This is a genomic window from Arthrobacter sp. WCS2018Hpa-7 (assembly GCF_031843805.1).
Classification (GTDB): domain Bacteria; phylum Actinomycetota; class Actinomycetes; order Actinomycetales; family Micrococcaceae; genus Arthrobacter.
Genome location: NZ_JAVTJB010000037.1, coordinates 1 through 24,235 on the forward strand (window position 1 = coordinate 1; position 24,235 = coordinate 24,235).

The 24,235-nt window shown below is 60.9% G+C and carries 18 protein-coding genes; 7 read left to right on the plus strand and 11 right to left on the minus strand.

The window, feature by feature from the left end; genetic code table 11:
- The first annotated feature begins 389 nt into the window (after positions 1-389).
- Genes RQH14_RS22460 through RQH14_RS22470 form a run of 3 tightly spaced genes read left to right on the plus strand, consistent with a single transcriptional unit; the run spans position 390 to position 10,184 of the window.
- The gene (locus tag RQH14_RS22460; RefSeq protein WP_311215327.1) at positions 390-3,341 is read left to right on the plus strand and encodes a LamG-like jellyroll fold domain-containing protein; all 2,952 of its coding nucleotides are present in this window, start codon (positions 390-392) and stop codon (positions 3,339-3,341) included.
- Positions 3,338-9,571, plus strand: a complete 6,234-nt coding sequence (locus RQH14_RS22465) for an RHS repeat-associated core domain-containing protein (protein WP_311215328.1) — start codon at positions 3,338-3,340, stop codon at positions 9,569-9,571. Before RQH14_RS22460 ends, RQH14_RS22465 begins: the two co-directional genes overlap by 4 nt.
- Positions 9,572-9,578: 7 nt before the next feature.
- On the plus strand, positions 9,579-10,184 hold the full coding sequence (locus RQH14_RS22470) for a T6SS immunity protein Tdi1 domain-containing protein (protein WP_311215329.1): 606 nt from the start codon (positions 9,579-9,581) through the stop codon (positions 10,182-10,184).
- 168 nt (positions 10,185-10,352) lie between these two features.
- On the opposite strand, the gene RQH14_RS22475 is transcribed toward RQH14_RS22470, so the two are convergent.
- Genes RQH14_RS22475 through RQH14_RS22485 form a run of 3 tightly spaced genes read right to left on the minus strand, consistent with a single transcriptional unit; the run spans position 10,353 to position 13,640 of the window.
- Positions 10,353-11,585, minus strand: a complete 1,233-nt coding sequence (locus tag RQH14_RS22475; protein WP_311215330.1) for a hypothetical protein — start codon at positions 11,583-11,585, stop codon at positions 10,353-10,355.
- Positions 11,586-11,615: 30 nt separating this feature from the next.
- On the minus strand, positions 11,616-13,244 hold the full coding sequence (locus RQH14_RS22480) for a relaxase/mobilization nuclease domain-containing protein (RefSeq protein ID WP_311215331.1): 1,629 nt from the start codon (positions 13,242-13,244) through the stop codon (positions 11,616-11,618).
- Between the two features lie 3 nt (positions 13,245-13,247).
- Complete coding sequence (locus RQH14_RS22485; RefSeq protein ID WP_311215332.1) at positions 13,248-13,640, minus strand: plasmid mobilization protein; 393 nt, start codon at positions 13,638-13,640, stop codon at positions 13,248-13,250.
- 222 nt (positions 13,641-13,862) lie between these two features.
- On the opposite strand from RQH14_RS22485, the gene RQH14_RS22490 reads away from it, so the two are divergent.
- The 3 genes from RQH14_RS22490 to RQH14_RS22500 all read left to right on the plus strand — a co-directional run bounded on the left by RQH14_RS22490 (position 13,863) and on the right by RQH14_RS22500 (position 15,451).
- The gene (locus RQH14_RS22490) at positions 13,863-14,165 is read left to right on the plus strand and encodes a hypothetical protein (protein ID WP_311215333.1); all 303 of its coding nucleotides are present in this window, start codon (positions 13,863-13,865) and stop codon (positions 14,163-14,165) included.
- A gap of 410 nt (positions 14,166-14,575) precedes the next feature.
- A complete protein-coding gene (locus RQH14_RS22495; protein WP_311215334.1) occupies positions 14,576-14,920 on the plus strand; it encodes a hypothetical protein in 345 nt (114 codons plus the stop codon).
- A gap of 114 nt (positions 14,921-15,034) precedes the next feature.
- Complete coding sequence (locus RQH14_RS22500) at positions 15,035-15,451, plus strand: DUF6924 domain-containing protein (RefSeq protein WP_311215335.1); 417 nt, start codon at positions 15,035-15,037, stop codon at positions 15,449-15,451.
- A gap of 75 nt (positions 15,452-15,526) precedes the next feature.
- On the opposite strand, the gene RQH14_RS23210 is transcribed toward RQH14_RS22500, so the two are convergent.
- The 6 genes from RQH14_RS23210 to RQH14_RS22530 all read right to left on the minus strand — a co-directional run bounded on the left by RQH14_RS23210 (position 15,527) and on the right by RQH14_RS22530 (position 21,107).
- On the minus strand, positions 15,527-16,126 hold the full coding sequence (locus tag RQH14_RS23210; protein ID WP_396136348.1) for a ParB family protein: 600 nt from the start codon (positions 16,124-16,126) through the stop codon (positions 15,527-15,529).
- Between the two features lie 13 nt (positions 16,127-16,139).
- Positions 16,140-16,991, minus strand: coding sequence for a single-stranded DNA-binding protein (locus tag RQH14_RS22510; protein ID WP_311215336.1), 852 nt, complete (start codon positions 16,989-16,991; stop codon positions 16,140-16,142).
- A 5-nt stretch (positions 16,992-16,996) separates the two neighbouring features.
- Positions 16,997-17,263, minus strand: coding sequence for a glutaredoxin family protein (locus RQH14_RS22515; RefSeq protein ID WP_311215337.1), 267 nt, complete (start codon positions 17,261-17,263; stop codon positions 16,997-16,999).
- Between the two features lie 303 nt (positions 17,264-17,566).
- Positions 17,567-18,514 carry a TniQ family protein gene (locus RQH14_RS22520; protein ID WP_311215338.1) on the minus strand — a complete coding sequence of 316 codons (948 nt, stop codon included), beginning with the start codon at positions 18,512-18,514 and terminating at the stop codon, positions 17,567-17,569.
- A complete protein-coding gene (locus RQH14_RS22525) occupies positions 18,511-19,428 on the minus strand; it encodes a TniB family NTP-binding protein (RefSeq protein ID WP_311215339.1) in 918 nt (305 codons plus the stop codon). Before RQH14_RS22525 ends, RQH14_RS22520 begins: the two co-directional genes overlap by 4 nt.
- On the minus strand, positions 19,422-21,107 hold the full coding sequence (locus RQH14_RS22530; protein ID WP_311215340.1) for a Mu transposase C-terminal domain-containing protein: 1,686 nt from the start codon (positions 21,105-21,107) through the stop codon (positions 19,422-19,424). Before RQH14_RS22530 ends, RQH14_RS22525 begins: the two co-directional genes overlap by 7 nt.
- A 222-nt stretch (positions 21,108-21,329) precedes the next feature.
- On the opposite strand from RQH14_RS22530, the gene RQH14_RS22535 reads away from it, so the two are divergent.
- Positions 21,330-21,833 carry a hypothetical protein gene (locus RQH14_RS22535; protein WP_311215341.1) on the plus strand — a complete coding sequence of 168 codons (504 nt, stop codon included), beginning with the start codon at positions 21,330-21,332 and terminating at the stop codon, positions 21,831-21,833.
- A 308-nt stretch (positions 21,834-22,141) separates the two neighbouring features.
- Here the strand turns inward: RQH14_RS22535 and RQH14_RS22540 are convergent, their stop codons facing one another.
- A complete protein-coding gene (locus RQH14_RS22540; protein ID WP_311215342.1) occupies positions 22,142-22,498 on the minus strand; it encodes a hypothetical protein in 357 nt (118 codons plus the stop codon).
- Between the two features lie 274 nt (positions 22,499-22,772).
- The gene (locus tag RQH14_RS22545; protein WP_311215343.1) at positions 22,773-24,131 is read right to left on the minus strand and encodes a ParB/RepB/Spo0J family partition protein; all 1,359 of its coding nucleotides are present in this window, start codon (positions 24,129-24,131) and stop codon (positions 22,773-22,775) included.
- Positions 24,132-24,235: the final 104 nt, after the last annotated feature.

Below are 24,235 nucleotides of genomic sequence, written 5' to 3' on the forward strand. Positions count from 1 at the left end.
AACACTAAAAGCAGGATGGGACGGGTTCTCTCATCTACTTCTACTCGTCCCACTTAAACGCCGATAACGGATAATATGTCAACCTAAATGGGTTGATAAAGATACTAGTGTGCAGTCCAGCACCCCTTCGGCTGAGGTGCGTCAATCCGATCTTCGCAAGGACCGTGGCGTCGGGCGGCCTTGCTCGTTTTGTCGGGGCCGGCGCCACTTCGAGGATGACCACCAAACATGGTATTCGTCACAAATCACAAGTTTCTGTGTGTTGACTGGACATTGCTTGGATTTTCACTCAACTGCGGGATAGTCTGCTCTCGCTAGTCGAATTTGGGGGCTCGTACGGCGCTAGCTGCATCCCTCTGTCGAGTGTCTTTGCTCCAGAAAGTGATGCTGTGGGTCTCTCTCCTGCGTTCCTTCGCCGTGCCTGCGTACCGGCCTTTGCTCTGTCCTTGCTCGTCAGCGCGCTTGTAGTGCCGTCAGCCTCCGCCTTACCGGGTCTGCAGCCTGCCGAAACCACGCCAGCTGCCGGCGCGGTGGAGCCCACGCCGGAACCGGGCTCGGAGCGGGCCGCCCAGGTCGAGGCGAAAGCGTCCGGAGAGAAAGTCGTGGTCGAATCGGCCACCACTCCGACTGATCAGACGGTCGCCAACCCTGACGGGACGTTCACCCGCACGATGAACACGGCCCCGGTACGGATGGAAACCAGCGAGGGCTGGGTGGACATCTCCACGGACTTGGTGAAAACCGTCGAAGACGGCAAAACCGTGATCAAGCCTGAGCAGGTCCCGATTGATGTGACCCTGGGTGCCGGCGGTTCGAATGTGATGGCCAGCATTGATGACAAGGATGGGCACTCGATCGAGCAGTCTTGGCCGTTCGGGTCTTTGCCGGTGCCTGTCCTGGTGGAGAACACGGCCACGTACCGGCAGGTGCTTCCCGGCGTGGATTTGGTGCAGATCGCCAACAAGACAGGCGTGTCCCAAGTGCTGAAAATTGAATCCGCCGAGGCCGCCCGAGATCCGCGCGTGGCACAGATGCGGCTATTCCTGGACACGGGCAACACCACTGTCGCCGAAACCGCCGAAGGTGCCATCACAGCGACGGGCAGTGACACCGGTGAGGTGGAACTGCACATGAGCGGGGGTCAGTGGTGGGACTCTTCACAGCCCGGCGCTTCGGCTTTGGACCCGGGCACTCCGGGCCTGACTCGACCTTTCAAGTTCACACTCGGGGAAGAAGCCGGGAAACAAACCCAGGTCTTCGGGATGGATGAGATCCTGAATGCCTCGGATGTGCAATACCCGATTTATGTGGATCCGCCGTGGAACGTGCTGCGTACGGCCTATGTCATGGTCGACACGGCATATCCGACCACCTCTTACTGGAATGGTGCGTTTGGCACCAGCACGCAGAACGTCGGTTACATCCCGCCGAACTGGCCAACCGATGGGAATTCGCACTTGGCCAGGTCGTACTTCCAGTTCGAGGGGAAAACGTTTGACGCGACCGCCAATCTGATCAATGCCCGCTTCGAAATCCTGGAAACCTGGTCCGCCTCCTGCACCCCTACCGGCATTGCCTCGTGGGTCACCGGTGAAGTAGGCACCGGAACGACGTGGAACAACCAGCCACAGTTGAAGGTCCGCACTGACCGGGGCAACGTTGCCAAGGGATGGAGCTCGGCCTGTCCGGCCGGGATGGTTGGCTTTGACCTACTTGCGGCGGAGAGCATCCTGCTGAACTCCCCGAAGTGGACGATCATGCTCGCCGCGGACAACGAACTGGACCACAGTGGCCTGTCGTGGAAGCGGTTCTCCAACGAAGGCGCGGTCAAGGTCGACTTCAACCGCAACCCAACCGGACCGGCAATCCACTCGATCCAGGACGGACGCTGGTCGAACGTCGCCTTCAACTCGCCGTACGTGACCCGTATCCCGAAACCGAAACTGACCGTCATGGCCGGTGATATCGATGGAGTGATTGGTGGTGGGATCCAAGTGGTCTTCAGCGTCCGCCGCGCATCCGGCGGTGGAAATGTGTTCAGCGGATGGGTCGACAACGCTTCCGCGAACTGGGGACCCGTCACCATCGAATGGGGGTCCACTCCGGCACTGACCGAAGGCAATTACATCCTGGAAGCCAGAAGCTACGACCAGTTTCAGGGTGTTTCGCCGCTGATGAATTTCCCCTTCAGCGTGGATCTCACAGCACCGAACCCGCCGAAGATCACCCAGGTTGATGGCGCCAAATACACCGTCACGACAGACCAAAACGGGGTCAAGAGCTACAGTGACAACGACAACGCCCCAGGGGACGCGTCGTATCCGTTCAAGATCAGCAACGGCTATGACGCGGAGAGGCAAATGCGCGCCGACGGGTTCATTTACTCCGTCACCAAGGACGCCGCGGTCACCCCACCGACGAATGTGAACTGCCAGACGCCACCAATCAATGAGTTCATCATCATTTGCCCGGGCGCGGACGGGGTTGTGGTCAACATTGGTGCGGTTAATGACACAACTGTCCTATCGGTGTGGGCGTTCGACGAGGCCGGAAATGTCGCCAACATCGGCGATGACTACGCGTCGGGAGCCGCGACAACGGCGACCCTGACTGTCCCAGAACCGATCCTGTCCAAGAGCGTCGACCTTTCCCTGACACCGACAGGGACCGCCAAATGGACCGAGATCCACGCCGACGGGGAGATCAATAAGCAGCGCATCCCCGCAGGATCCTGCACCGAGGCCACAACAGCTCCGACCGATAAGAATGCTTGGGCGTTGCAGTTCAACTCGGGAAGCGGCAAGGCAGAGACAGCGGCCGGCGCCGTGGACACCTCCGGTGATTTCAGCGTCGCGGCTTGGGTGTGCCCGACAACTGTCGGAGGAAACCAGATCCGCTCCCTGATCACCCAGTTGGCTGGCACCACCCCGGGCGCAGCACTGGAGATCGGTGAACAAGGCCCGGTCAGGCTTCAGGCGTGGACCGGTGTGGGTTCAAGCCACATCGTCAAAGAAGACAGCGGCGCGCTTGTAGCGGGCTATTGGACGTATGTCACGGCAGTGTATGACAAAACCAACCGGCAGTTGCGGCTGACGTCCCAGCAGGGCGTAGGCAGCGTCGGCACGTGGGTGATCGCAGCCTCGCAGCAGAACGTCGTCCCTGCCGCCCCCACCCACAAGGTCGTCATCGGTCAAAGCATGGGCGGTGCGCAGCAGTTCACCGGCAAAATCTACCGACCGATCCTGACCGGCGAAATCCTGACCGACGGCCAGTTCTCCAGCATCCAAAAGGCATTTGTGAACACCGACGGCGTGACCGAAAAGAAGGGCCTGCTCAAATGAGGACCCCTAAATACCTGGCTCTGCCCCTCAAGGCCCTCCTGACCGGTACCCTCACCGCAGCGCTCATCCTCAGCGGCTCCGCGTTCACCGCCATTCCCGAACCGGCCTCCACCGTTCCGACAGCCGCGGAGGCTACGGCCCGGGAAGTGGAACCGATCCCTGTTCAGGCCTGGACCGAGCAGCCTCCTCCCGCGCCCGCACCCTCGGGGGTGGACGCAACCGCGGCCCCTGCCCCGGCAGACACCGTCATCGACGGGACGACCAATGCCTCAACCGTGGCACTGCAGACCGCACGGGCCCCGATGCTGGCAACAGTCCCTGGCAACGCGAACGGCACCTCCAACTTCACCGCCGTCCCGGGCGTAGGCTCCGGGTCCTGGGGCACCACGGGACAGACCGGCGGTTTCACCTGGAACTACCCCTTCCCGATCCGCGAAGCCCCGGCCGGGAAAACCCCGTCCCTGGGCTTGTCCTATGACTCCACCCGCCTGGACGGCCTGACGAGCGCGACCAACACCCAGGCCTCGGTCGTCGGTGACGGTTGGGGTCTGTCCGGGACAGGCTCGATCCGGCAGGAATTCGGGTCCTGCAAGGATCAGCTTCCGGCCGGGACCCCGACCTGGGACTTGTGCGGCAACCCCGGCGGGCAGAAATTCAGCATCACCTTTGGTAGCCGCTCCGGGCTGATCATCGAAGACCCCAACCAGACTGATCCCAAGCTGAAGTACAGGCTGCAGAATGATGACGGCAGCCGCCTCGAGTACCTCACCGGTGCCGGCAACGGCACCTACGCAGGGGATTACTGGATTCTGACCGACCCCGAAGGGACCCGATACTTCTTCGGCGTGGACAAGCTTCCCGGATGGACCAGCGCCACCCAGAACACCAACTCCACCGATTACGTCCCTGTCAGGGCCGCTAACAGCGGTCAGCCCTGCAGTCACTTGCTGTCGGTCGGTGACTTCTGCCAGCAGGCGTACGCGTGGAACCTTGCTTACGTCGTGGACGTGCACGACAACTCCCAAGCCTTCTATTACACCCGGGACACAAACTTTTACCATACGAAAGCCGGCACCGGACCAACGTACTCTTACGTCCGTGCAAGTCGTCTCGCCCGGGTGGATTACGGCATGCGCGCCGGCAGCGAACTGACCGCCAAAGCACCCATGGTCGTGCACTTCGGCTACACCGGCCGCTGTGAACAAGGCGTGGATTGCTCGGCGGGAAACGATGTCCCGTACGAGGAATTTAATTGCCCCACAGCGTCCGGATGCCCGGTCCAAGCCCCAACCTTCTACACCCACTACCGGCTCTTGTCGGTACTGTCCCAAACGCTGGTCAATGGCACCAGCTACGGCAACACCGACTACTGGTCCCTGGTACACACCATGCCCGACCCTCTGGATGTCGTCGGGGCACGGCCCGCGCTGTGGTTCAAATCGATCACCCACTCCGGCGCCAACACCACGACCTCCAACAGCACCTCCTGGGTCACGGACCCGGCCACGCTCTTTGACGGCCGGGGGAAGAAGAACAGGGTCTGGGACGTCCGCTCCGGACAGCCGACGATGAACCGCATCCGCCTGACCGAGATCATCAACTCCACCGGCGCCACCACCGCGGTGGAGTATATGGAGCCCAACTGCACCAACGAGGACGTTGACCAGGACGGTAACGTCGACATAGTTCCCGAGAACAACACCAAGATGTGCTTCCCGCAATGGTGGGTCCCGACCGAACCGATCGTTCAGCCGGCAATGATGTCCTACTTCAATGTCTACCCGGTCAAGCAGGTCACCACGACCCCAAGCCCGGGCGTGGATGGCAGCACCCCGCTTATGACCCGGTACGAATACAACGGCCAGCTGGTGTGGAAGTATGCTGGCCCGAAAATCGATACCAGCACCGGCGGGTCCAAGAAGACCTGGTCCGTGTTCGGCGGCTGGCCTGAGGTCAAAACCATCACCGGCAACGACCCTGTCCAAAGCAACAACCCCTACACTCTCACCACGTACTTCCGCGGCAACGACGGCACACCAGCCAACACCTCCGGCACGATGCGGTCAGTAAGCCTGACCACCTCCGACGGGACGGCCACCGTTCGTGACTCGCCGTGGTTCGCCGGGCGGGTGTTCGAAAAACGAAGCTACCGCGGCACTGGTGGCACGTACATGACTGGTACTGTCAGCTATCCCTGGAACTCGCAATACCCCACCGCCACGGCTTCGGCTGCGCTGGGATCGGTCAAGGCCTACTTCACGGGCACCGGCTGGACTCAAACGCAAATCGCTTCCGGGCAAGGAAGCGGTTGGCGGAAAACCAAGACCACCAACGGCTACGACAGCCTCGGCAGAGTCATCTCCGTCAGCGATGACGGCGAGCTGGGGACCCTGACAGATGACAGCTGCACGACGACCAGTTACGCCGACAACACAGGGCTGAACATCCTGTCCCTCCCGGCTGTCACCTCCACCTATTCGTCCGTTTGCAATACCCCGGGAGTTTCGATACTGAAGTCCACCCGGACCCTGTACGACACCTCCACCTCAGCGGTACCCGGCTCAACAGGCTACGTCGCTCCGACGAATGCCGACAAAACCCGGGTCGATACCGCCACTTCCGTCTCAGGTGCGAACGTCACCGTTTGGCAAACCGGACCAACCACCATCTATGACGCCCTCGGCCGGCCCACCCAGTCCACCGACAACAGCACCGGCGCGCCACGCGTGACCAAAACGGCCTATTCGCCGGCGACCGGGCCAGTCACCACCGTAACGACGACGAACGCCGCGAACTGGCAGCCTACCGTCACGACCTTGGACGCGATCCGCGGCAACACCCTGAAGACCGTGGATCAAAACGGCCATGAAACCAGCGCCAAGTACGACCCCTCAGGCCGTGAGGTCGCTTCCTGGGACGTCCGCCGCCCCCAAGGCAGCAATCCCGACAATCCGACGGTGGCGACCAGCTACAGTGTCTCCCAAACCAGCCCGTCCTGGGTGAAGAAGACCGTCATGAACGGCCGTCAACAAACGACCGAGAAATACACGGTCTATGACGGCATGGGCCGGGTCAGGCAGACACAGTCGCAGTCGCCCGGTGGTGGCGCCATAGTCACCGATACCACGTACAATTCGGCAGGCAACAAGGACCTTGTCCGCAACCCCTACTACGTCTACACCGCCCCGAACGGTGTCCTGGTCACCCCGAGCATCGCCGTTCCGTCCTCGATATTGTTCGACTACGATGCCTACGGCCGGGTCGCTGCTGAGCGGGCCATGGCTTGGGACAACGACGAACTCTGGAAAACCCAGCACACCTACGCCGGGATCGACACCACCACTACCACGGTCACCTCTGACACGGGCTTCACGAAATCCCCCGTCAGGACCGTGGTGAACACCGACGGCAAGGTCCAGAGCCGCACGCTCTACTACGGCACCACAGCCACCGGCTCCGCCGACGTCAGCTCTTACATTTATGACGTGTTCGGACAGCTCACGCGCATGGGCGACGGCTACAACCTCTGGACCTGGGCCTACGACGCCGCCGGCCGGCAAATAGCCAGCGAGGACCCCGACACCGGTACCAGTTCCATCGTCTACGATGCCGCGGGCCGGATCGCATCCCGCACCGACGAACTCAACACCGTGACCAAGTCCTCCTACGACGTTCTGGACCGGATCACCAAGCAGACTGTTACCCCGTCCGGCGGTACTGAGAAGACCCTCATCACCAACACTTACGACGGAACCGGTAACCCCAAGGGCGTGCTCGCCAGCTCAACCCGAAACAACGGCGACACCTTCAACCAGCCTGTCACCACCACCTACAGTGGTTTCGACCTGGCCTACACACCCGGCACCACCGTCACGACCCTCCCCGCCGGGCTGACCGGCTTCGGTTCCACCTCATACACCTTCACGAACACCACCACATTCACGGGCAAGACCGACGTCGCAGGAACCCCTGCCGTCGCTGGCCTGCCCGCAGAAACGGTCACCAACGGCTACGACACCTTCGATAACCCCTCTGAGCTCCGTGGAGGGTCGAACTACTACGTCGCCTCCGGCTCATACAACCACCTGAACCAGATCGCGTCCTACACCCAATACGACAACAACGACACCACCGGGGTAAACACCACGGGGAAGAACAAAATCACATTCAACTGGGACGCCGCCACCGGGCGGCTAACCGACACGGCCGCCACCAACAAGATCAACTCCGGTCCGACAACCACGGACCTGGGCACAACCCGGTACACCTACGACCCGGCCGGAAGAATCACCGAACGGGAACAGGCCTACACCACCAGGCTCTCGCCCCAAACAGACTCCCAGTGCTACAGCTACGACCACGCAGACCGCATCAAAGCCGTCTGGACACCGGCAAACACCTCCTGTGGCACCGCACCCGCAACCACAGCTACGACCGTGGCCGGGCTCGGCGGCCCGGCACCGTACGCGCAAACATACACCTACACCGCGGCCGGAGACCGTTCCCAAGTCAAGCGCTTCAGTTCCAACGGCAACCTTGCCTCGACTGAGGACTACGCCTACCCCGCAGCCGGTACGGTCGGCCCGCACCGACTCCAGTCCATCACCACCACCCCGGCCGGTGGGACCGCCGTCGCTCGGACCATTACCTGGGACACAGCAGGACGGATGACCGGCCGCGCCGGGCAAGTCCTGTCGTACACCCTCGACGGGCGCCTGGACACCACCACCGGTATCAGCACAGTCCCGACCAACCCGAACCCGAACGCCACGGCCGGTACGCCCCCTGCAGCACCGACCGGAATCGCCGATGACCAAGGTGCACGGTATTACGACGCCGCCGGGAATCTCGTCGGTATCACCGACGGGACCGGGACGACCATCACCCTAGGCAGCATCACCGCCCACCACAACACCGCCACCGGTACGAAGTCAGCCACGAAGACCTACACCTTCGCCGGTAAAGTCGTCGCACAACGCACAACTTCAGGCAGCACCACGAAGCTGGCGTTCATCGTCGGTGACAGCGTCAACACCGCCCAAACCATGACCCTGCCCAACACCACCGCCGGCACCCAAATAACTACCTTGGTCCGGCGAACCGACCCCTTGGGCCTCGCCAGGGGGGCCAACAGCACCGGTAACGGCAACGCGGCCTTCACCGCCGGGGCGAACACCACAGCAGGAACAGGATCCAACGCCGCCAACGTGGCAGGTTTCGGTGCCGTCAACGGCTACATCGCCGGCCTCGACGACACCGCCAGTTCCCTCACCCACCTCGGTGCCCGCGAACTTGACCCCGTCCTCGGAGTCTTCACCGCGCCAGATCCGATCCTGAACACCGAAGACCAACGTGGCTTCACGCCCTACACCTACGCCTTCGGCAACGTCATCAACGGTTCCGACCCCACAGGGCTGGCGATACAGATACCCATCTGCGACATCTGCAGTTCCGTCGGGCCCGTATCAGCTCCGAACCCAGCCCCCAGCACACCCGCGCCGGCTGCCCCACCAATCACGCAGCCAACGAACACCAGCCTGCCCGGCAATATGGACCTATACGACGACGCCGATCTCGGTGCCATCACGGGCTACCCAACAGCCAATGACGCAGCCAAGCTCGGCATGGGTCCCATGGAAGGACTCGGTTTCGGGCTCAGCCTCGGCTTTGGGTCAATTTTCTGCATAGCAACGGGCGTCGTCTGGTGCCTCGGCGGAACTCTCGCGGGATCCGGTGCCCAAATGGCAGGAAAAGCAGCCGACGGAAAGGAGATCGGTGGAGAAGACGCCGGCGGGGCAGCCGTAGGCGCCGCCGCTGCGATTTTCTGCAAAGGATGCAACAAATTCATCCCCAAAACATCTCTCAAAGGAGCTGAAGGGCCGCTTGGCGTCCATCTAAAACTCACCTATATGGACGGATGGTCCGCAGCGCAAAAGGCCGCGGCCGACTCAAAGGTAGCGAACCTCAACAACGCCTTTCTGGAGGCCACCAAGGTTGAACGTACCGGGTCTTCCGCCAGCACCATGTGGGGTAGGGCGGGCAATACGAAGCCAGCTGGCGCCGACATCGATCACATCATCGATCTTCAACTTGGCGGCTCAAATACCCTCGATAACATGTCACCTCTAGACCTGTCGGTCAACAGGAGCCTCGGATCACAAATTGCACAGCAACTGAAAGGCGTACCAACGGGAACGCCGATCTGCGGAGTCTCCATATGTACGAGATGATGGTCTCATGCTAGAAATTTTCAGCACCAAATTCGAAGTCACGGACGGCACCCCGGGGAATCCATCAGTCGGGTCCGATACTGTGTCTTACCTGTTCGCTCGATATGGAGGCTGCACCTTCAACAACGGCCTCTACAGAGTGCATTCGGCAGAGTCCTCAAAGAACATGGCCAGAACGCTCGCAGATGCTTACCCTGAGTTCAGTTTCCCATTCATCCCTTTCGGGTTCGACTGGCTGGGACGCCAGTTCATTCTCGATCTTCGGAGCGGCAAGAGGGATCCAGAGATCCTTTTACTGGAACCCGGAACAGGCTATGCATTAGAGATTCCGAGAAGCTTCTCTACTTATCATGATGATGAGCTCGTGCGCGATCCTGAACCAAGTTTGCTTCCGACCTTCTTCCATGAGTGGGAAGCACGGAACACTGTTGGTCTCGCCTTCAATGAGTGCGCGGGGTACAAAGTACCGTTGTTCCTAGGCGGTGCTGACAGTGTCGACAATCTTGAAGTCAGCGACATTGAGGTCTACTGGTCATTGATGGGTCAGCTAAGAGTTTCCACCCAAAATCTGGAACCGGGCACGCGAATCGACGGGGTCGAGATATCTGACTAGGTCGAGCCTCAGAAAGGTGCACCGAAGCTCTTCTGCAGCCAGCGAAGGAATCATAGTTTCAAACATGGAACTCTCGTCCGGGCCCGATAGTTGGGGATGGAATGAGCCCTTGTGAGTAGTGGTGCCACCGGTTTGCTCTCGGCGGCACCACGGATTCCATACGAGGCCTTACTTGGACGGGCCGCTCTTGAACCGTTCAGCGCCCCTTGAGGACCCCGTTGCGGCCTTTCTTGCCTTCGCCGCGCCCTTACCCATCGTGAGAGCTGCGCGAGGGTGGGTCGACTCGCTGCGCTCTGCAGCTACCCGGCCCCGGACCTGTGATTCGTTGGCGCCGCTGTTGGCCAGGGAGGCGGCAAACGCCTTTTGCTGTTCGGCCGAACCGTAGTCGCTGGCGGAAGTCGTTTCAGCTTTCAGGCTTTGGTCTTTTAGCCGGCTGCTGTCGTTGCCGGTGACGCGGTTCTCGATCTCGCGTCCGATGCCTTCCATGCGGGCGAAGAGTTCCTCCTCGGCCCGCTCGTATCGCTGTTCTTGGGTTGACCACGTGTCGCCCTTGAACCCGCCCTCAGCCAGTAGTTTCGCTTCGTGCAGCCTCTTGGCAGCGTCCACGAAAGCAGGGTCTTTGAAGTGTTCCTCACCAGCACCGCTAACGTTCGCTGTGGTTTCTTTGCGGAGCTGGTCAATGTCGGGTCCGTTGATGCCGTCCTTGCCTATCAGGAACATACGTTCCTTCACGGCGGCATCCGCTACCTCCAACGCTTTGGGTGTCTTTGCGTTGTGTGCCAGCTTTAGTGCTTTGGTCAGTTCGAGGTTGGCCAGGTACTCCACGGGCACCTGGTGGCGCTCCATTTCGGGGGCGAGTTTCACCGCCTGAGCGCGTAGTTCTTCGGCGCGGGCCGCTGCGAGGAGCTGCATGGCCTTTTCGTGTTCGATTGCGGCCTTACGTGCCTCCTCTTGGCTGAGGGCAAGTGCGTCCTGTCGGGCCTTCTCCGTGGTGATGGTCTGGATGCCTGACTCGAGGTAAGCGGCGTCCGTGCCGACGTCATGGGTGTCGATGCCGTAGCGGGTGAGGACTTCCTGACGGATCTTCTCAGACGCTGCCAGGGCCGTCGGGTCGTGGTCCTTCCACGATTCAGCGACGGTGTGTGCGGTGGCGATGTCGGACGGTTGAGCTTTGTCCCACCATTGCTCCTTTTCAACCGGTGCGAGCGCTGCGTGGGCTGCACTGCGCTCGGCGGCAAAGCGTGCTTGGGCTTCGTGAGCAGCCGTCGATTCAAGGTGCTCCTGCTGCCGCTGGGCTTCCTGTCGTTTGCGAGCCAGAGTCTCTGCAATACGGGAGGCGATCATCAGCCATTGCCGCAGTCCACCGTCTACTACGTCGTCCATTCCGTCTGATTCACTCATGGTGTTCCCCTTGCACTAGTGGTGAGATTCTTATCGGTCGAGTACAGGCCCGGATTCGCGTCCGGTTCGCGTGGGCGTCTTGGCCGGTGTTGTTGTTCCTGGAACAACTGAGCCGGGACGGATAGGTGCCATACCGCGTAGGCCAAGCTCCACAGGATTCCGTACAGGTTCACGATCTAATGATTGCTCTGTCGCCCCAACGCTGACGGGCCGGGGCATGGTCGCTGCAAAAGGTTTGAGCTGAGTTGCAACGACAGCTCGAATCCTCTCCGCTTCACGTGTCCGACCGGATTGCAGATGCATGTCGTAGATCGATGCAGCCATGTTCGCCAGCTGCACCATCAGCGCAGCCTGCGCCGCTGTCTTGTTCTTACTCGATGCCGCCAGGAACAACATTGCGGTGCCGGCAATGGACGGCAAGGCAACAGCCTTGCTGTGCTGGCGAGGTGCACGCAGTTGCGCGGTGCGGGACAATTCCGCGGCGGTTTCGGCCAGCGGTCCAGGTGTGGTTTCGAGACGGTGTGACCATGCTGCGAAGGCTCCCGAAACGTCCCGTGCTGCCTTCGCCCATGTGACGTGATCGTCCAATGGAATGGCACGCAGTTGTTCTGCAAGGGCGGTCGCGTTGCGGGTGTACTCCACCCACACCTGGGGCGATGGCGTTGCCTTCTCAGGACCGGTCTTGGACACGGTGCGCTTGTTGCGTGCTGCCGCGTTCCATTCCGCTGCCGCCTCCGTGGCAAGCTGCGGCGAGTCCATCCATGCCTCACGCAGAGCACCAAGCTTCAAGTCCGAGGCGAGCGTGCCACCGCCGAACCAGATGGGACGCTCTCCGGGCTTGGGTCGTTCGGCCACGGAGTACCCAACAATGACGTCGGTGGTGTTCTTCGCGTAGCGCGGTCGCAGCAACATTCCCGTGTCGCGGGCGCGGCGGACGAACTCGCTTTCCGTTGCTGAGGCGCTGGCGCTGGCGCGGACTTTGCGTGCCAGAGATGAGCGGTGCATTTCCCGTTCACCGCGCACGGCGGTGGCCTTCTCGGCGGGGTCGTAGCCACGGGTTGCATGCACAGTGGAGAGCTGTTCAAGGCCGTACTTAACTTCCAGTTCGCGGCAGGTCTGCTGCGCCTTTTTGTAGTCCCCGTGAGAGGAAGCCTTGGTGCCGTCCTCGCGCACCAGAGAGACGGCGATGTGAATGTGGTGGTTGCCGTTCTCGCTCGTGCCGTGGTTGATAGCCGCCCAACGGCATTGGGCTTTTTCGCTGGCCTCGGTGAAGCCCATGGAATCCACAAAGTCATTAGCGATATCGCCCCACTGCTGGTCCGTCAGTGCACCTTCTTCGGCGCGAAGACTCAGCGAGCAGTGCCACACGCTGGCGTCCTTGTAGCCAACGTGAACGCGTTCCTTCTTGGCCGCGTCCCATTGCATGTCCTTGATTTGAACCGTGACGCCATATGCCTTGCGCGGTTGGTCAAGGTGTTTGGCAATAGCCAGGGCATCATCGCGGTCCAGTATGCCGTCGTCGTACCACGCCATGATGGCTGGGTCACCGGCCACCAAGTGCGGATCGCTGTGTGCATTCTTGGTTTTGTCGGAGTCCGTCGATGCGAGGTAAACCATGAGCCCGCCCATGCGCGAACCGCGTGTGATGTTCGGAATCATCCCTTACATCAGCCCCTCTATGGCCCGATCAATTCGCATGGCCACTGAACGGATATGCTTCAGCGATTCGCGGGCCTCTACGGGGAACTCACTTGTCGCGTTTGCCTGCCGTGCGAGTTGGTTGATGTTGTTCGATGAACGGGCCAGAAGGTTGTGCAGCTGCATGAGTTCAGCAATCACCGCCCGCCGTTCCGTCGGTGAGTCCGTGCGTTCTGCCAGGGCCGAGGAAACCAACAGGTTCGGGACGGTCACTTTCTCACGTTCGGCCCTCGCAACGAGAGCCGCTTCCTCTTCCACGGTGACCCAAACGTCACGGCGCTTCTTTGTTCCTGCCGGAGTGTTTGCCCGACGACGACGGGACAGATTGGGGCGGTGAGTGTTCTCCTCTTCCGACATCCCAATCCCTCCTTCAAAGGCCCAGCGTAGCGACCCCGAACCGGGGACCACACTGACAAGTGTGCCGTACTCGACAGCCAGTGTCGAGGACGACAAGCCGCTTACACCCGTGTAAGTGTATAGCTTGCTCCGCATGGTTGAGTTTCTGCGTTTTTCGTCCTTTCGTGCGACTCGGGAGAAACCCTCCCTTTCGGGGTCTGTTCTGCCCGGTAGACTGGCACCATGGATATCAACGACATAGCCGCCAAAGCGGCCGCGAAAATTGACGCTGCCAGGGACGCTAAGGTCAACGCCGTGAAAAACGCAGCGGCCAGCAGCGTAGAACTTCAAGAAGCCGCACAGCTGCTCGCAGCCGCCGAACAAAAGTACGCCAAGGACTACCAAGCAGCACTGCGTGCCGACTGGACCGAATCGGACTTGCGCGGCTTCGGCCTGGACACCCCTGGTAGGAAGGCCGGCGGACGACCGCGCGGCAAGAGGACCGCCCGGGATACAGCACCTGCCCCGGTGGCATCGGAACAGTAGTAGCCCCTCGCCCACATGGGCACGGCAAAAGCTAAAACCTTCGGGCTTTTCCCGCACACAAGTGGACGACCGGACCCGCCTGACCGGCTGCACACAACCACCACCTCACCACCTGGACACCACACACCAGAGCAAGCGGTGGCCGTGCACAGCCTCCACCCGCAGCCGGTCACCAACGGCAGCCTTCCCCATGGACCAAGACACAGCGCTGCCGACGCACCACGGGCGCAGGCTCCGGTTCTTTCCGCCGGGACAACACACACCAGTTGCGCGGGGCCGAGGCGTGCAGGCACAGGAACCGTGAGTGCCGGGAGTCCTCCAAAGCGGCAGGGTGTTGCACTCTGAAGTACTGGAGGCCTTAACCCTGTGCCCGCCTGCCGCGACGCACGCCAGAAACGACAGGACACCCCATGGACGACGCCAATCTTGAGTCCCGCTTTCTGAAAGCAATGACGGACGTCGCTCACAAGGTGCTGCAGGCCGCGGACGGACAAATCTACGACCTCGTCATGGAGCAAGCCCAACAGTTCATTGGTGAGCTCCTGGACTGCTCCCACGATGGCGGCGCATATAACCTTTGGATGGAAGTCAGCGACTTATACGATGATCCACGGGGCCCGATGTCAGAAGAAGACTGCGGGCAGATCGGGCGCAAAGCCGCCACGGAATGGTTGTCCATCGACCAAACATCTACAGACGAAATCAACCAGTTCTTCGATCGATGGCAAACTCGGAGCCCCTGGCAAGTTTTGTAACAGCGATGGCTGGGCCGCCGCGAAGTTCATGAGACGGGAATAGTGCAGGGCTGCGAGCTCACGACACGACATATGTTCCGAGTTGGCGGACGGCCACTGTGTTTCCATAACGTCATGTTGACTCTCCCAAGTTCGGAAAATGGCTCCTTCCTGGTACGCACTTCCTTCACCGATAACGAGCCCTGGATAGACCTACTGACTTTTGTTCTTACGGAGAACCAGGACGGTTTCCGCGCTTACGTGAGAGCAATTGATGACAAGGCTTGGGACGGCACCAGCTGGGAGCAAGTCCGGGAGGCTGCTCTTACAGCCAACAACAATGCCGCCGTTCTTTTCATAGTTGATCGCCCTGCCCTTGGCACTGGCTATCCGATTCAGGTCATTGACTTGCACGAGGAGGCGCGTCATCCGTTTCGTTGCATCGCTACTGAACTCTGGGGGGTCGACAACAACCTGAACATTTCCAATATGGACTGGGAGGACTTCTCAGAGAGCACAGACGATGAAGGCGTGTTCAGAGGTTTTTCCTGACCAGCGGTTCATGCCCCCATTACCGGAAGCTAATGACGTATTCGGCTCCTGGTCTTACAGCCTTTCCCCGGGCCCTTAAGCGAGGTTCGGGAACTTGCCTTCCCAGAGTTGCCGGCATCTCACTGGGAGCATCAGATCTGGCCAGACCCTACATAGAAGATCGGCGTTGAGAAGTTCCGTCTGGTCCTTCCTGGTCCCCTCGCGCAGCACCGCCTGGTATGCCTTGATAACTCCTTCGGGCTGGCCCAGATCGCATTCCGCTGTTGGTCCCCAGTACACGTGATGCGGCAGAGTCAGCTGCCCATCTGCCGGCCCTCGAAGGTCACTGAACCTGTCGGGTATCTCGTAGGGGATAACGTCCTGAATGAGGATTCGTTCCATCGGTTGGGAAACGGCTCGCGTGGACTTGGAGCGGATCATTTTCCGATCCTCCCCCGCAGCCGTTTCTGCTCGCGTCCGCCGCCCAGGGCGGAGCTGCCCGGCCTCAACTCCCGGCCATTTCCGGCCGTCGTTGTATTTGCGCTGCAGCCGACGCAGCTCCCGGCGTGCAGCTGCTTCAACGAAGTCCGTGATCGAGGCGTAGCCCTCCAGCGGTCCCACGGCTTGCACCGCTGCCCTGATTTGTTTCAGGTCCTCTTCGGTGAAGTAGGGACCCTTCTTCTCGCTCGACTTCATCAATGGTCCTGGTTTAGAAGGGGGGTTCGGAGTCAGGTCCGTTGCCCCAGGAGCCGGCGCTGGCTGAAGAGTTCGCGGCCCATGGGTCGTCCTGCTGGGTTGCCTGAGCGCCGGCGCCCTGGTTACTGAATGCACCACCGTTTCCTGCGCCCTGGTTGTTGCGCTGGGTGCGGTTGACCTTCGCGTTGGCGTAGCGCAGGCTCGGGCCGATCTCGTCTACCTCAAGCTCTATGACGGTGCGCTTTTCTCCCTCTTTGGTCTCGTAAGACCGGGACTTCAACCGACCCGAGACGATCACGCGCGTGCCCTTGGTCAGGGACTCGGCGACGTTCTCAGCTGCTTCCCGCCACACACTGGCGCGGAGGAAAAGCGTCTCTCCGTCCTTCCACTCGTTAGACTGACGATCGAAAGTCCTGGGCGTTGAAGCGATCGTGAAATTCGCTACCGCCGAACCCGAAGGGGTGAACCGCAGCTCGGGGTCCGATGTCAGGTTTCCGATGACAGTGATGGTGGTTTCGCCGGCCATGATGATTCCTTTTCCTCGTGTGCTGGTGGTGTTCTCGGTGGGTGTGCTGGTTTCGTTCTGAGGTTCGGTGCCACTTGGTTTGTCGTGGGTGAGATCGTTGGGCTGGTGCTGGTCTGCGGTGTACTCGTCCCAGAGACCGCCCTCCCCTATCGGGGCCCTGCTGATCGCGGCAAGGTAGCGGTCATCGTCAACGCTGTAAGGATTGGCATAGACGCCAGCGTACGGGTCCAGGCTGTCAGGGTAGATCCTCCCGCTGGGGTTGGTCTCCCGAAACAGATCCACCTCCAACGGGATTCGCGGGCTGATCTCGAACCCGTCCACCGGGTGCGGTGTGGTCACGGTCCTCACGCTGCCTTGTGGGTCATGGCCGCTTGGACGAGCTTGTCCCGGCGGAGGCCGGACCAGTGGTCCTGGTCATCGGAGTTGTTCACGATGACGGGCGCCTGGGAGTAGCCAAGCTCAGCGGTGATGTACTCCAGCGCTGCCGGCACTTCGGTGATGTCCACGGGTGTGCAGGTGATGCCTTTGGAGTCGAAGTACTCCATCGTGCGGTCGCAGTTCGGGCAACCGGGCTTGGTGTAGACCGTGTAATCGGTGATTGAGGAAGTCATTTTCAGTCCTGCGTTTCGTATCAGTTTTGGTTAGGTTCGTCTGGCTGAATTGCTACTACTATTCTAGCTTTTATCCAATCGAATTTAAAGGCTTTTACCCTTATTTATAGGGTTTTCTGGCCTGTTTTTGGTAGTGATGTTCTGGTGATTTGGGCGTCTGGTGGGTTTGGGAAGTGTCATTTTCAGAAGCTGACGGCACAAATGTCACAAGTCCTGTGCATTGCCCCCATCCCGGCTCCTTAGCAGCTGTCTACAGCCAAGGTCTCCGTTGCCACGTTGGACATCGAAGCGTTCACTTGGTCCTCACGGCCAACCGTTATCCGGGGCCGTTGCCGGTCGGAAGAAGACGGCGTTCGTGCCTCTGCCGGTGAGGGCGTCGCTCTCTAGAAGTTGAATTGCTGTCGCCGTTGCCTCCAGTGTCCGGAGCTGGCTGTCGATGGAGTAGCCTTCGTGGGGTTGCCATTTAAGGGGTCCTACCCGCCCGGAATGGCCGGCCTGTTTCCAAATCCACATGATCATGCGATTAGCAGTCCGGCACTCGGTCAGGGGTGCACCCAGCTCGTCGATGATAGTGCGCATCAATCGAAACCAGATCCCGGCAGGGACCTGCTGGCTGAGCAGCTGGACTCTCCCCGTCGCCATGGCCTGCCAGGTTCTGGTGTCCATCGCCAACAGCGTGGCAGGAACAGGCCTTGGGTTTGGCGGCCTGCGTTCCCAGCCCCCGAAGTAGCTAACCGACTTAGTCCACATTTCCAGAAGACATCCATGAATCGGGCAGCTAAGCGTCAGCGGCAGCAGCCACAACAATTCATAAGGGTGGGGAGGCTCCGTCGTCGCGATGCAATGCGGGCACGCCCTCATTGCCGGGCGAGTTGGACACCAAGGCATCCACGGGTAGATCTCACGCGGCCACCGTATTTCCGCTGGCAGCAGCACGGAGAACTGTCGCGTGTACTTGGCAAACGTCCCGGGATCCGGTTCGGTCCGGTCAAGTAGCCAGGGCGACCAGCCGCTGAGGCTCATTTTCCGGATCCGTTGCGCATCGACGCCGGTTCTTGTGGAGAGCTCCTGGGCGAAACGTTCGGGTGGGCAGGTGTCCAGGTCCGCGGCCCGGCCGGGCCAGAAGCCCAGATCGACGACGAGGTCTTCGAGGTGGACTTCATAGCGGACGGCGATCCGTCGCAGCCAAGACGAAAGCGCCTCACCGGGCGTCGGTGCCGGGTGCACGGGCCAGCGCCGCACCGCCGTCACTGGAGCTGCTTTTCGAAGAGTCTGCGCCGCTCCGATGGTCCTATGTAGTCTGCCCGGGTCAGGGTCCGGTGGTTGATCCTCTCCTCGCCGGTCTCGACGGCGGCGACCGCGGCCGCCGTCAGAAGGTGGGCGAGTTCACCGATGGTGCCTTCGCTGCGGGCAAGCAAATACCTGGCCATGTCCTCGGTTTCGATGACCGACGGTGAGCGCAATGGGAATGCCGCGGCGAAACTGGCCAACAGCGACCTGGCCTCCAGGCCAACTTCCCAGAGCGGCAGAATGAACGGTTCGAACCTGTTCTCAAGCTGGTCATCGGACCGGACGGCCAAGTAGGCCTCACGTGTGCCGACGCCGACAAGCGGGATGCGCAGTTCGTTGCCCAGATACCGGAGCAGGTTTAGGAACTCGCGTCGTTTCTCACCGTGGCCAGCCAGAACGTTGTGGAACTCATCGATCACGAGCATCCGGGCTTCGACTTCGCGCAGGAGTGAGAGGGCCAGACGTTCGGCTTCAGGTAGACGCAGGTTTGACCGGAAGGGCGCTCCCATCGCGTTAAGGAGGGCAGTGTAGAACCGAAGCTCCGAGGGTTCCGAGGGCATTTGCATGCACACGACCGGGATGTTCTCGCCGTCAGGGCCAGTTACAGGTGGATGCATTCGATGGAAGCGCTCAACGATCATGGTCTTGCCATTGTTCGTTGGGCCGATCAGCAGGAGGTTTGGCATGCGTTGCTTCTTCGGCCAGCTGAAGAGTATTTCCAAACGTGCGACGGCGTCCAAGGCCTTGGGGTAGCCGATCCACCGGTCTGCTCGGATGCGCCGCACCCTCTCCTCGGTGGGCAGCTTTGCCAATTCCCGCGATACGGGGTGCAGATGCGACAAATCCCCGGTCTCGTTATCTTCCACGGTCACCATTCCTCGATCTGTTCGAAGGGTTGAACGGAAACCTCTTCCGGGTCCTTGCTGCGTGGTGTGTCCGGTGGTGGTGGGACTTTTGAAGGTATGGGGTCTGGTCGGCCCGGGTTCTTGGCGTATTTGCGGCGTTCGGTTTCCCTGCGGATGCGCTTGGTCGTTTTCACGGCAGTCTCGCTGACCTGGCGCATTTGGTCGATCATCCGGAACAGTGCTGCTTCGTCCACTTGGGTGGCGCCGAGATCATGTAACCGGGCCAGAGCCTGCCGGTGCTCCCATGTGCTGATGGGAGGGTTGGCGATCGACCGGTACGGGACGTCCACGTAGTGGTGTCCGTCCGGTTCCAACACCCAAATCCGGCTGATATCGCGTGGATCTCGTCGGATGACGAACGGCTCCAGCTTGTCGCGGCGGCTGATCCACGGTTTCAGAGCGTTCGCAAAGTAGTGGACATGGTCGACGACGAAGCCTGTTCGGGTCAGCGTGCGGCGGATGACAGGGAGGAAGTCCACAAGGAAGGAAGTCTGGTTTGCGGTAACGGCGGGCAGCCCGGTCGCGGCTATCCCGGCAGCCCACTTGGCTTCCGGGGTTTGTCCCAAGGTCTTATGCACGCTGCCGTGGTAGCTGGCAGCCGCAAGTACCAGCCACTTCTCAAGCTCCGGCAGCGTCAAGGCAGCCAACCTCTCCGAGTCATAGCGGCCCCGCTCCCCCGGGTTGGAAAACGTTGTTCCCGGAAGCTCGTGGATCCTGCGCATGGCCGTGCCGATGACGCGTTCGACAATGCCGCCGTAGTGGGGTTGCCCAGGTGGCCGATAGGACAACCTGATGCCATGCTGCTCGCAGCCACGCCGCAGCGCCTCGCTCTTGAACTCTGCCGCGTTATCCAGGAACAACGATTTCGGTTTGCCGCTCATCGGCCAATCCACCTCCACGCCAAGACGCTCAAGCCAAGGACGCTTGTCCCCAACGGTGTGGGCCAGGCACAATCCCACCGAAACAGCCGATGGAGGTTCCAGCGTCACCACCATGCCCACGAGGGCCCTGCTGAAGACGTCGACGGCCACGGTCAGATACGGGCGGCCAATCGACTGACGTTCCCGTTCGTCAACGATGACCACATCAATGACCGTGTGGTCGATCTGTACCTGCTCCAGGACCGAACTGATCAGCGGCACCTCACCGCCCGCGGCCTGCAGGGTCCTCACGGCATCCGGCCCTTCCCTGCGTCGTCCCACTTCAACGGGGTTGAGCATGGAAATACGCCGAGTCACCGTGTTCCGCGTCGGGGGCTTCAAGCCTTTCAGCGCGCAGGTCCTGACAATCTCCCGGTGAAGTGCCGCAACACTTAGCTTTTGTCGCGTCAGGAACCGCCGGCGGATAAGGTCGCGCATGATTTCTTCAACCGGTTCCGGCAGTCGGTTTCGACCCTTACCTCCTGTGGAACGACGGACCGCAAGGTCCGTTACGAGACCCGAACCTTGGCGATACCGGGCAAGCAACACGTAGACCCGGCGTCGGGAACCACCAAGTTCCATAGCCGCTTGGTCAACAGCAGCGGCGCTTGGGGTGCGGCGCTGCGCCAACGCCCCGATCACCGCGGCACGATTCTTGGCCTGTTCCCATGCGGCATCCGACATCGTCAGCTGCCCATCGGCGACAACACGAGTCGGATCAGCATCCATGCCTGCCTCCTTCTAGGGAACAGGAGTACCGAACAAAAGCACCATAGTGCACGGGACTATCGGCCAGCCAGTGGTCAAGAGTCCTGTGCACAAATCCCGGAATCACAGGGAACTTTGTGCCGTCGACTCCTGAAATTGACAGGTATTGTCTTTTCGTTTGACAACAGCTATTGTCTTCGAGGGGGCTGATTGTCCCGGTGGTCACGAGTAGGGGGATTCATCATGTCCGAGCTGGAACAGTACCCGGTTGCGAAAGTGGGCGATCCAGTCCAGGACTGGGATGAGCGGTGGCGTTCGTCTGCCATTCCGGAGGAGGACAAGCCGCTGTGGCGGGATCTCATTTACTGGTCCCAGTCACCGGTGCTGGCGGAGCGTCTTGCTGTGCATGGATGGAACCCGGAACATCTGGCCGCCGCGGTGCAGGATCCGTATTATCTCCCGAAGCTGGAACGGAGGCTGGGCAACGATCCAGAGTTGAGGCGAAACAGCGACACTGTTGAAGAGGCGAGGCTCTTGGTCCTGGCAGACGTGGTGAGTCGGGTCATCGAACACCGTTTGGGCCTTGCGTTGCAGATCCGGCGCAACGCCATGTCCTCACTTGCGGAGCCCAGGAACAACGAGGGCCTGTCACCGGCCAAAGGGTGGACCTTTGATCGGATAGGCGAATTGGTGGGCCTGACCAAACAACGCGTCCGGGCGATCGTGCGAGGTCGTGGCGGACACTAGCAACTCGGAGCATCCTACGGTTGGCGGGTTTGGTGTTGCGGGTAGTAGTCCGGTGTTACTCCCCCGGCTTCTTTGGCAGCTGCCCCGAGCGTTGGGTTCCTGTGCCTGGGTCGGGTGATTGCGGGTGCCCCAGTGTGTGGTCGCGGCTGAAAAGACCTGTCCCGCTGCGGGTGGTGGGTCGGCGGTGGTTGTCTTGACCCATGGGGATGGTGCCTGGTTTGAGGGTTAAACAAAGCAGGACCGGCGCGGGCCGGTCCTGCTTTGTTCCTCTCGGCAAAAAGGAAATCTGTGTTAAGTCTAGCGGATCCTCATTGTGGTGCCTGGCTGGTTTCGCTTCGAGTGCCGCGGTCAGTCGCCCAAAGGGTTAGGCCGATGACCAGAGCGAATCCTCCAATGATTAGTCCCGATCCGAGTCCGCTGCGGCCCAGGACAAGGAGGCCGGCGAGGGGCGTCGCGATGGCGAGGCCGAAGGCGAGATCCGTCCCCTTGGGTGACCTGGATGTTGGCGAGTTGTTTCCTCGGATCAACATCGCGGCGCCGACGTAGACGGCGACTAGCGCGGTGCTGATCAGCATCATTGCCAACAGCGACCAGTCGAAGGTGCCGGTGAAGTCGCTGTTCATGAAGTCGGTGATGGGATTGTCAGGGACGGGTGGCTTGGTCATGGTGACTCCTGTTCGGGTGCCTTGGGTTGAGCCTAGCTGGGGCCTCCGACAAAACCTCGGTGGTGAGTCGATGGAGTAGCCGGGTCCCTGGCGGGCCGCGGCATCTTGGTGGGCGTGTGCATGGTGGCGTTGAATGGCGGTCCGCCGCTGGTGATTGGCTGCTGTGGTTCGCCCTGGGCGGCGGACCGCCCGACGTTTGGGAGGTTCCCGGCCCTGTCGTGGTGAGTGGCCGGGGGCCTTGCCGGGCGGTGGGGGTTCCGCCCGGCAAGGGGTCTTAGGCCGCTTCGGTGCTTTCCTCGGCGGTGTCTTCTTCGGCTGGTTTGCCGCTGTCGATGATGATCTGTTCAACCTCGCTCGAGGTGTATCCCCATGTGACGAGCTGGTTCAGGTAGTCCCGGTGTGTCTGGGACGGTCTCCGCCACGAGTCCTTGGCGATGGTGCTCTCATATCCGGCACAGACGAGAGCGATCAGAGAGAACTCGGGTCGGGTCGGGGACTTTGCCACGTGATCCTTCAGCGGGTTCCATGCCCATGACTTCTGCCCGTCGATCTTCGCGCTGACCATCACGGCGGCTACTTCTCCGTCGTAGCTACGGGCGACTTCGGTGTGGTGGGTGATGGCGTGGACGGTGAAGTACTGCCAGCCCTTCGGTGCCTGCTTCTTCGTCAGCAGGGTTTTGACGAACTCTCGGCGCACGGTGGTGGCCGATTCCATGGCTTTGTTGTTGGCGATCAAGGTTTTCCGTTCGGCCTTCTGTTCCTCGGTCATCGGACCTGTCTGGGCCGATGAGGAGAAGCTATAACGGTCTTTGAAGCCGAGCTTCTTCCATCCGACGATCACCGGCACGGTGGAGCATTCGCCCTTGTAGTCCTGCTCGATGTAAACGGCGTTGGCGTCTTCTTCGGTGGCGTGTTCTCCGTCTGCGCGTTTCAAGGAGCTGACACGGGCCGTTTCGTCGTCGTGGTAGCTGGGCTTTTCAACGATGGTCGTTTCGGTTGCTTCCAGCTCAGCGGTGAAAGCTGCAAGGGCAGCAGCGTGAGCGCGTGCGTCCCGGAGTTGCTGGGCGACGTGAAGCAGCTGATCCGGTTCGTCTGCAACGACCGATTCCAGTTCGGCGGTGGCTTCCTCGTCCCCTTCAAATTCGGCCATCACGAGGGCTTCCTCGATGGTGTGCCCCTTGCCCAGGGCGGCGGTTCCGGCGGCGGATGCCTTTGCCTTCAAAGCTCCTTCAACGGCGGGTTTGGGCCGTTTGGTCCTCGTGGCGATCTCAGCGGCAGAAATGCCCAGAAGAGACAGCTGGTGGTAACCGTCGGCTTCGTCCCCTTGGGTCATCGCTGCGCGGTGGATGTTCTCCACCATCTGCGAGACGATCCGCTCAGCCTCTTCCGGCGACTCGATGATCATCACGGGGATGCTGTCTCGACCTGCCTTCACAGCCGCGAGCGTACGGCGCTGACCCATCAGCACGTGCACGGTCCCGTCGTCCTTGCGGTGGGCGATCACCGGCTCCATCACGCCGTGTTCCTTGATGCTGGCAACAAACTCAGCAGTCAAAGCGGCGTCCTTCCGGACGTTGATGTCAACGGTCAAGGTGGTGGGGTCGATCATTTCCAGCGTGGGTGCTGCGTTCATGGTGTTGCTCCTTCTTTTGCCGAGAAAGGTGGTGGGTGGGGCGACCTGTGGTGACCGGCCAGCTTCCCCTCTCCCCCGTTGTTTTTTGGCTGCTGGCGAAGCTT

Coding starts and splice junctions, on each gene's coding strand:
- RQH14_RS22465 (WP_311215328.1), top strand. CDS start 3,338: ATGAGGACCCCTAAATACCTGGCTCTGCCCCTCAAGGCCCTCCTGACC.
- RQH14_RS22470 (WP_311215329.1), top strand. CDS start 9,579: ATGCTAGAAATTTTCAGCACCAAATTCGAAGTCACGGACGGCACCCCG.
- RQH14_RS22475 (WP_311215330.1), bottom strand. CDS start 11,585: ATGAGTGAATCAGACGGAATGGACGACGTAGTAGACGGTGGACTGCGG.
- RQH14_RS22480 (WP_311215331.1), bottom strand. CDS start 13,244: ATGATTCCGAACATCACACGCGGTTCGCGCATGGGCGGGCTCATGGTT.
- RQH14_RS22485 (WP_311215332.1), bottom strand. CDS start 13,640: ATGTCGGAAGAGGAGAACACTCACCGCCCCAATCTGTCCCGTCGTCGT.
- RQH14_RS22490 (WP_311215333.1), top strand. CDS start 13,863: ATGGATATCAACGACATAGCCGCCAAAGCGGCCGCGAAAATTGACGCT.
- RQH14_RS22495 (WP_311215334.1), top strand. CDS start 14,576: ATGGACGACGCCAATCTTGAGTCCCGCTTTCTGAAAGCAATGACGGAC.
- RQH14_RS22500 (WP_311215335.1), top strand. CDS start 15,035: ATGTTGACTCTCCCAAGTTCGGAAAATGGCTCCTTCCTGGTACGCACT.
- RQH14_RS23210 (WP_396136348.1), bottom strand. CDS start 16,126: ATGAAGTCGAGCGAGAAGAAGGGTCCCTACTTCACCGAAGAGGACCTG.
- RQH14_RS22515 (WP_311215337.1), bottom strand. CDS start 17,263: ATGACTTCCTCAATCACCGATTACACGGTCTACACCAAGCCCGGTTGC.
- RQH14_RS22525 (WP_311215339.1), bottom strand. CDS start 19,428: ATGGTGACCGTGGAAGATAACGAGACCGGGGATTTGTCGCATCTGCAC.
- RQH14_RS22530 (WP_311215340.1), bottom strand. CDS start 21,107: ATGGATGCTGATCCGACTCGTGTTGTCGCCGATGGGCAGCTGACGATG.
- RQH14_RS22535 (WP_311215341.1), top strand. CDS start 21,330: ATGTCCGAGCTGGAACAGTACCCGGTTGCGAAAGTGGGCGATCCAGTC.
- RQH14_RS22540 (WP_311215342.1), bottom strand. CDS start 22,498: ATGACCAAGCCACCCGTCCCTGACAATCCCATCACCGACTTCATGAAC.
- RQH14_RS22545 (WP_311215343.1), bottom strand. CDS start 24,131: ATGAACGCAGCACCCACGCTGGAAATGATCGACCCCACCACCTTGACC.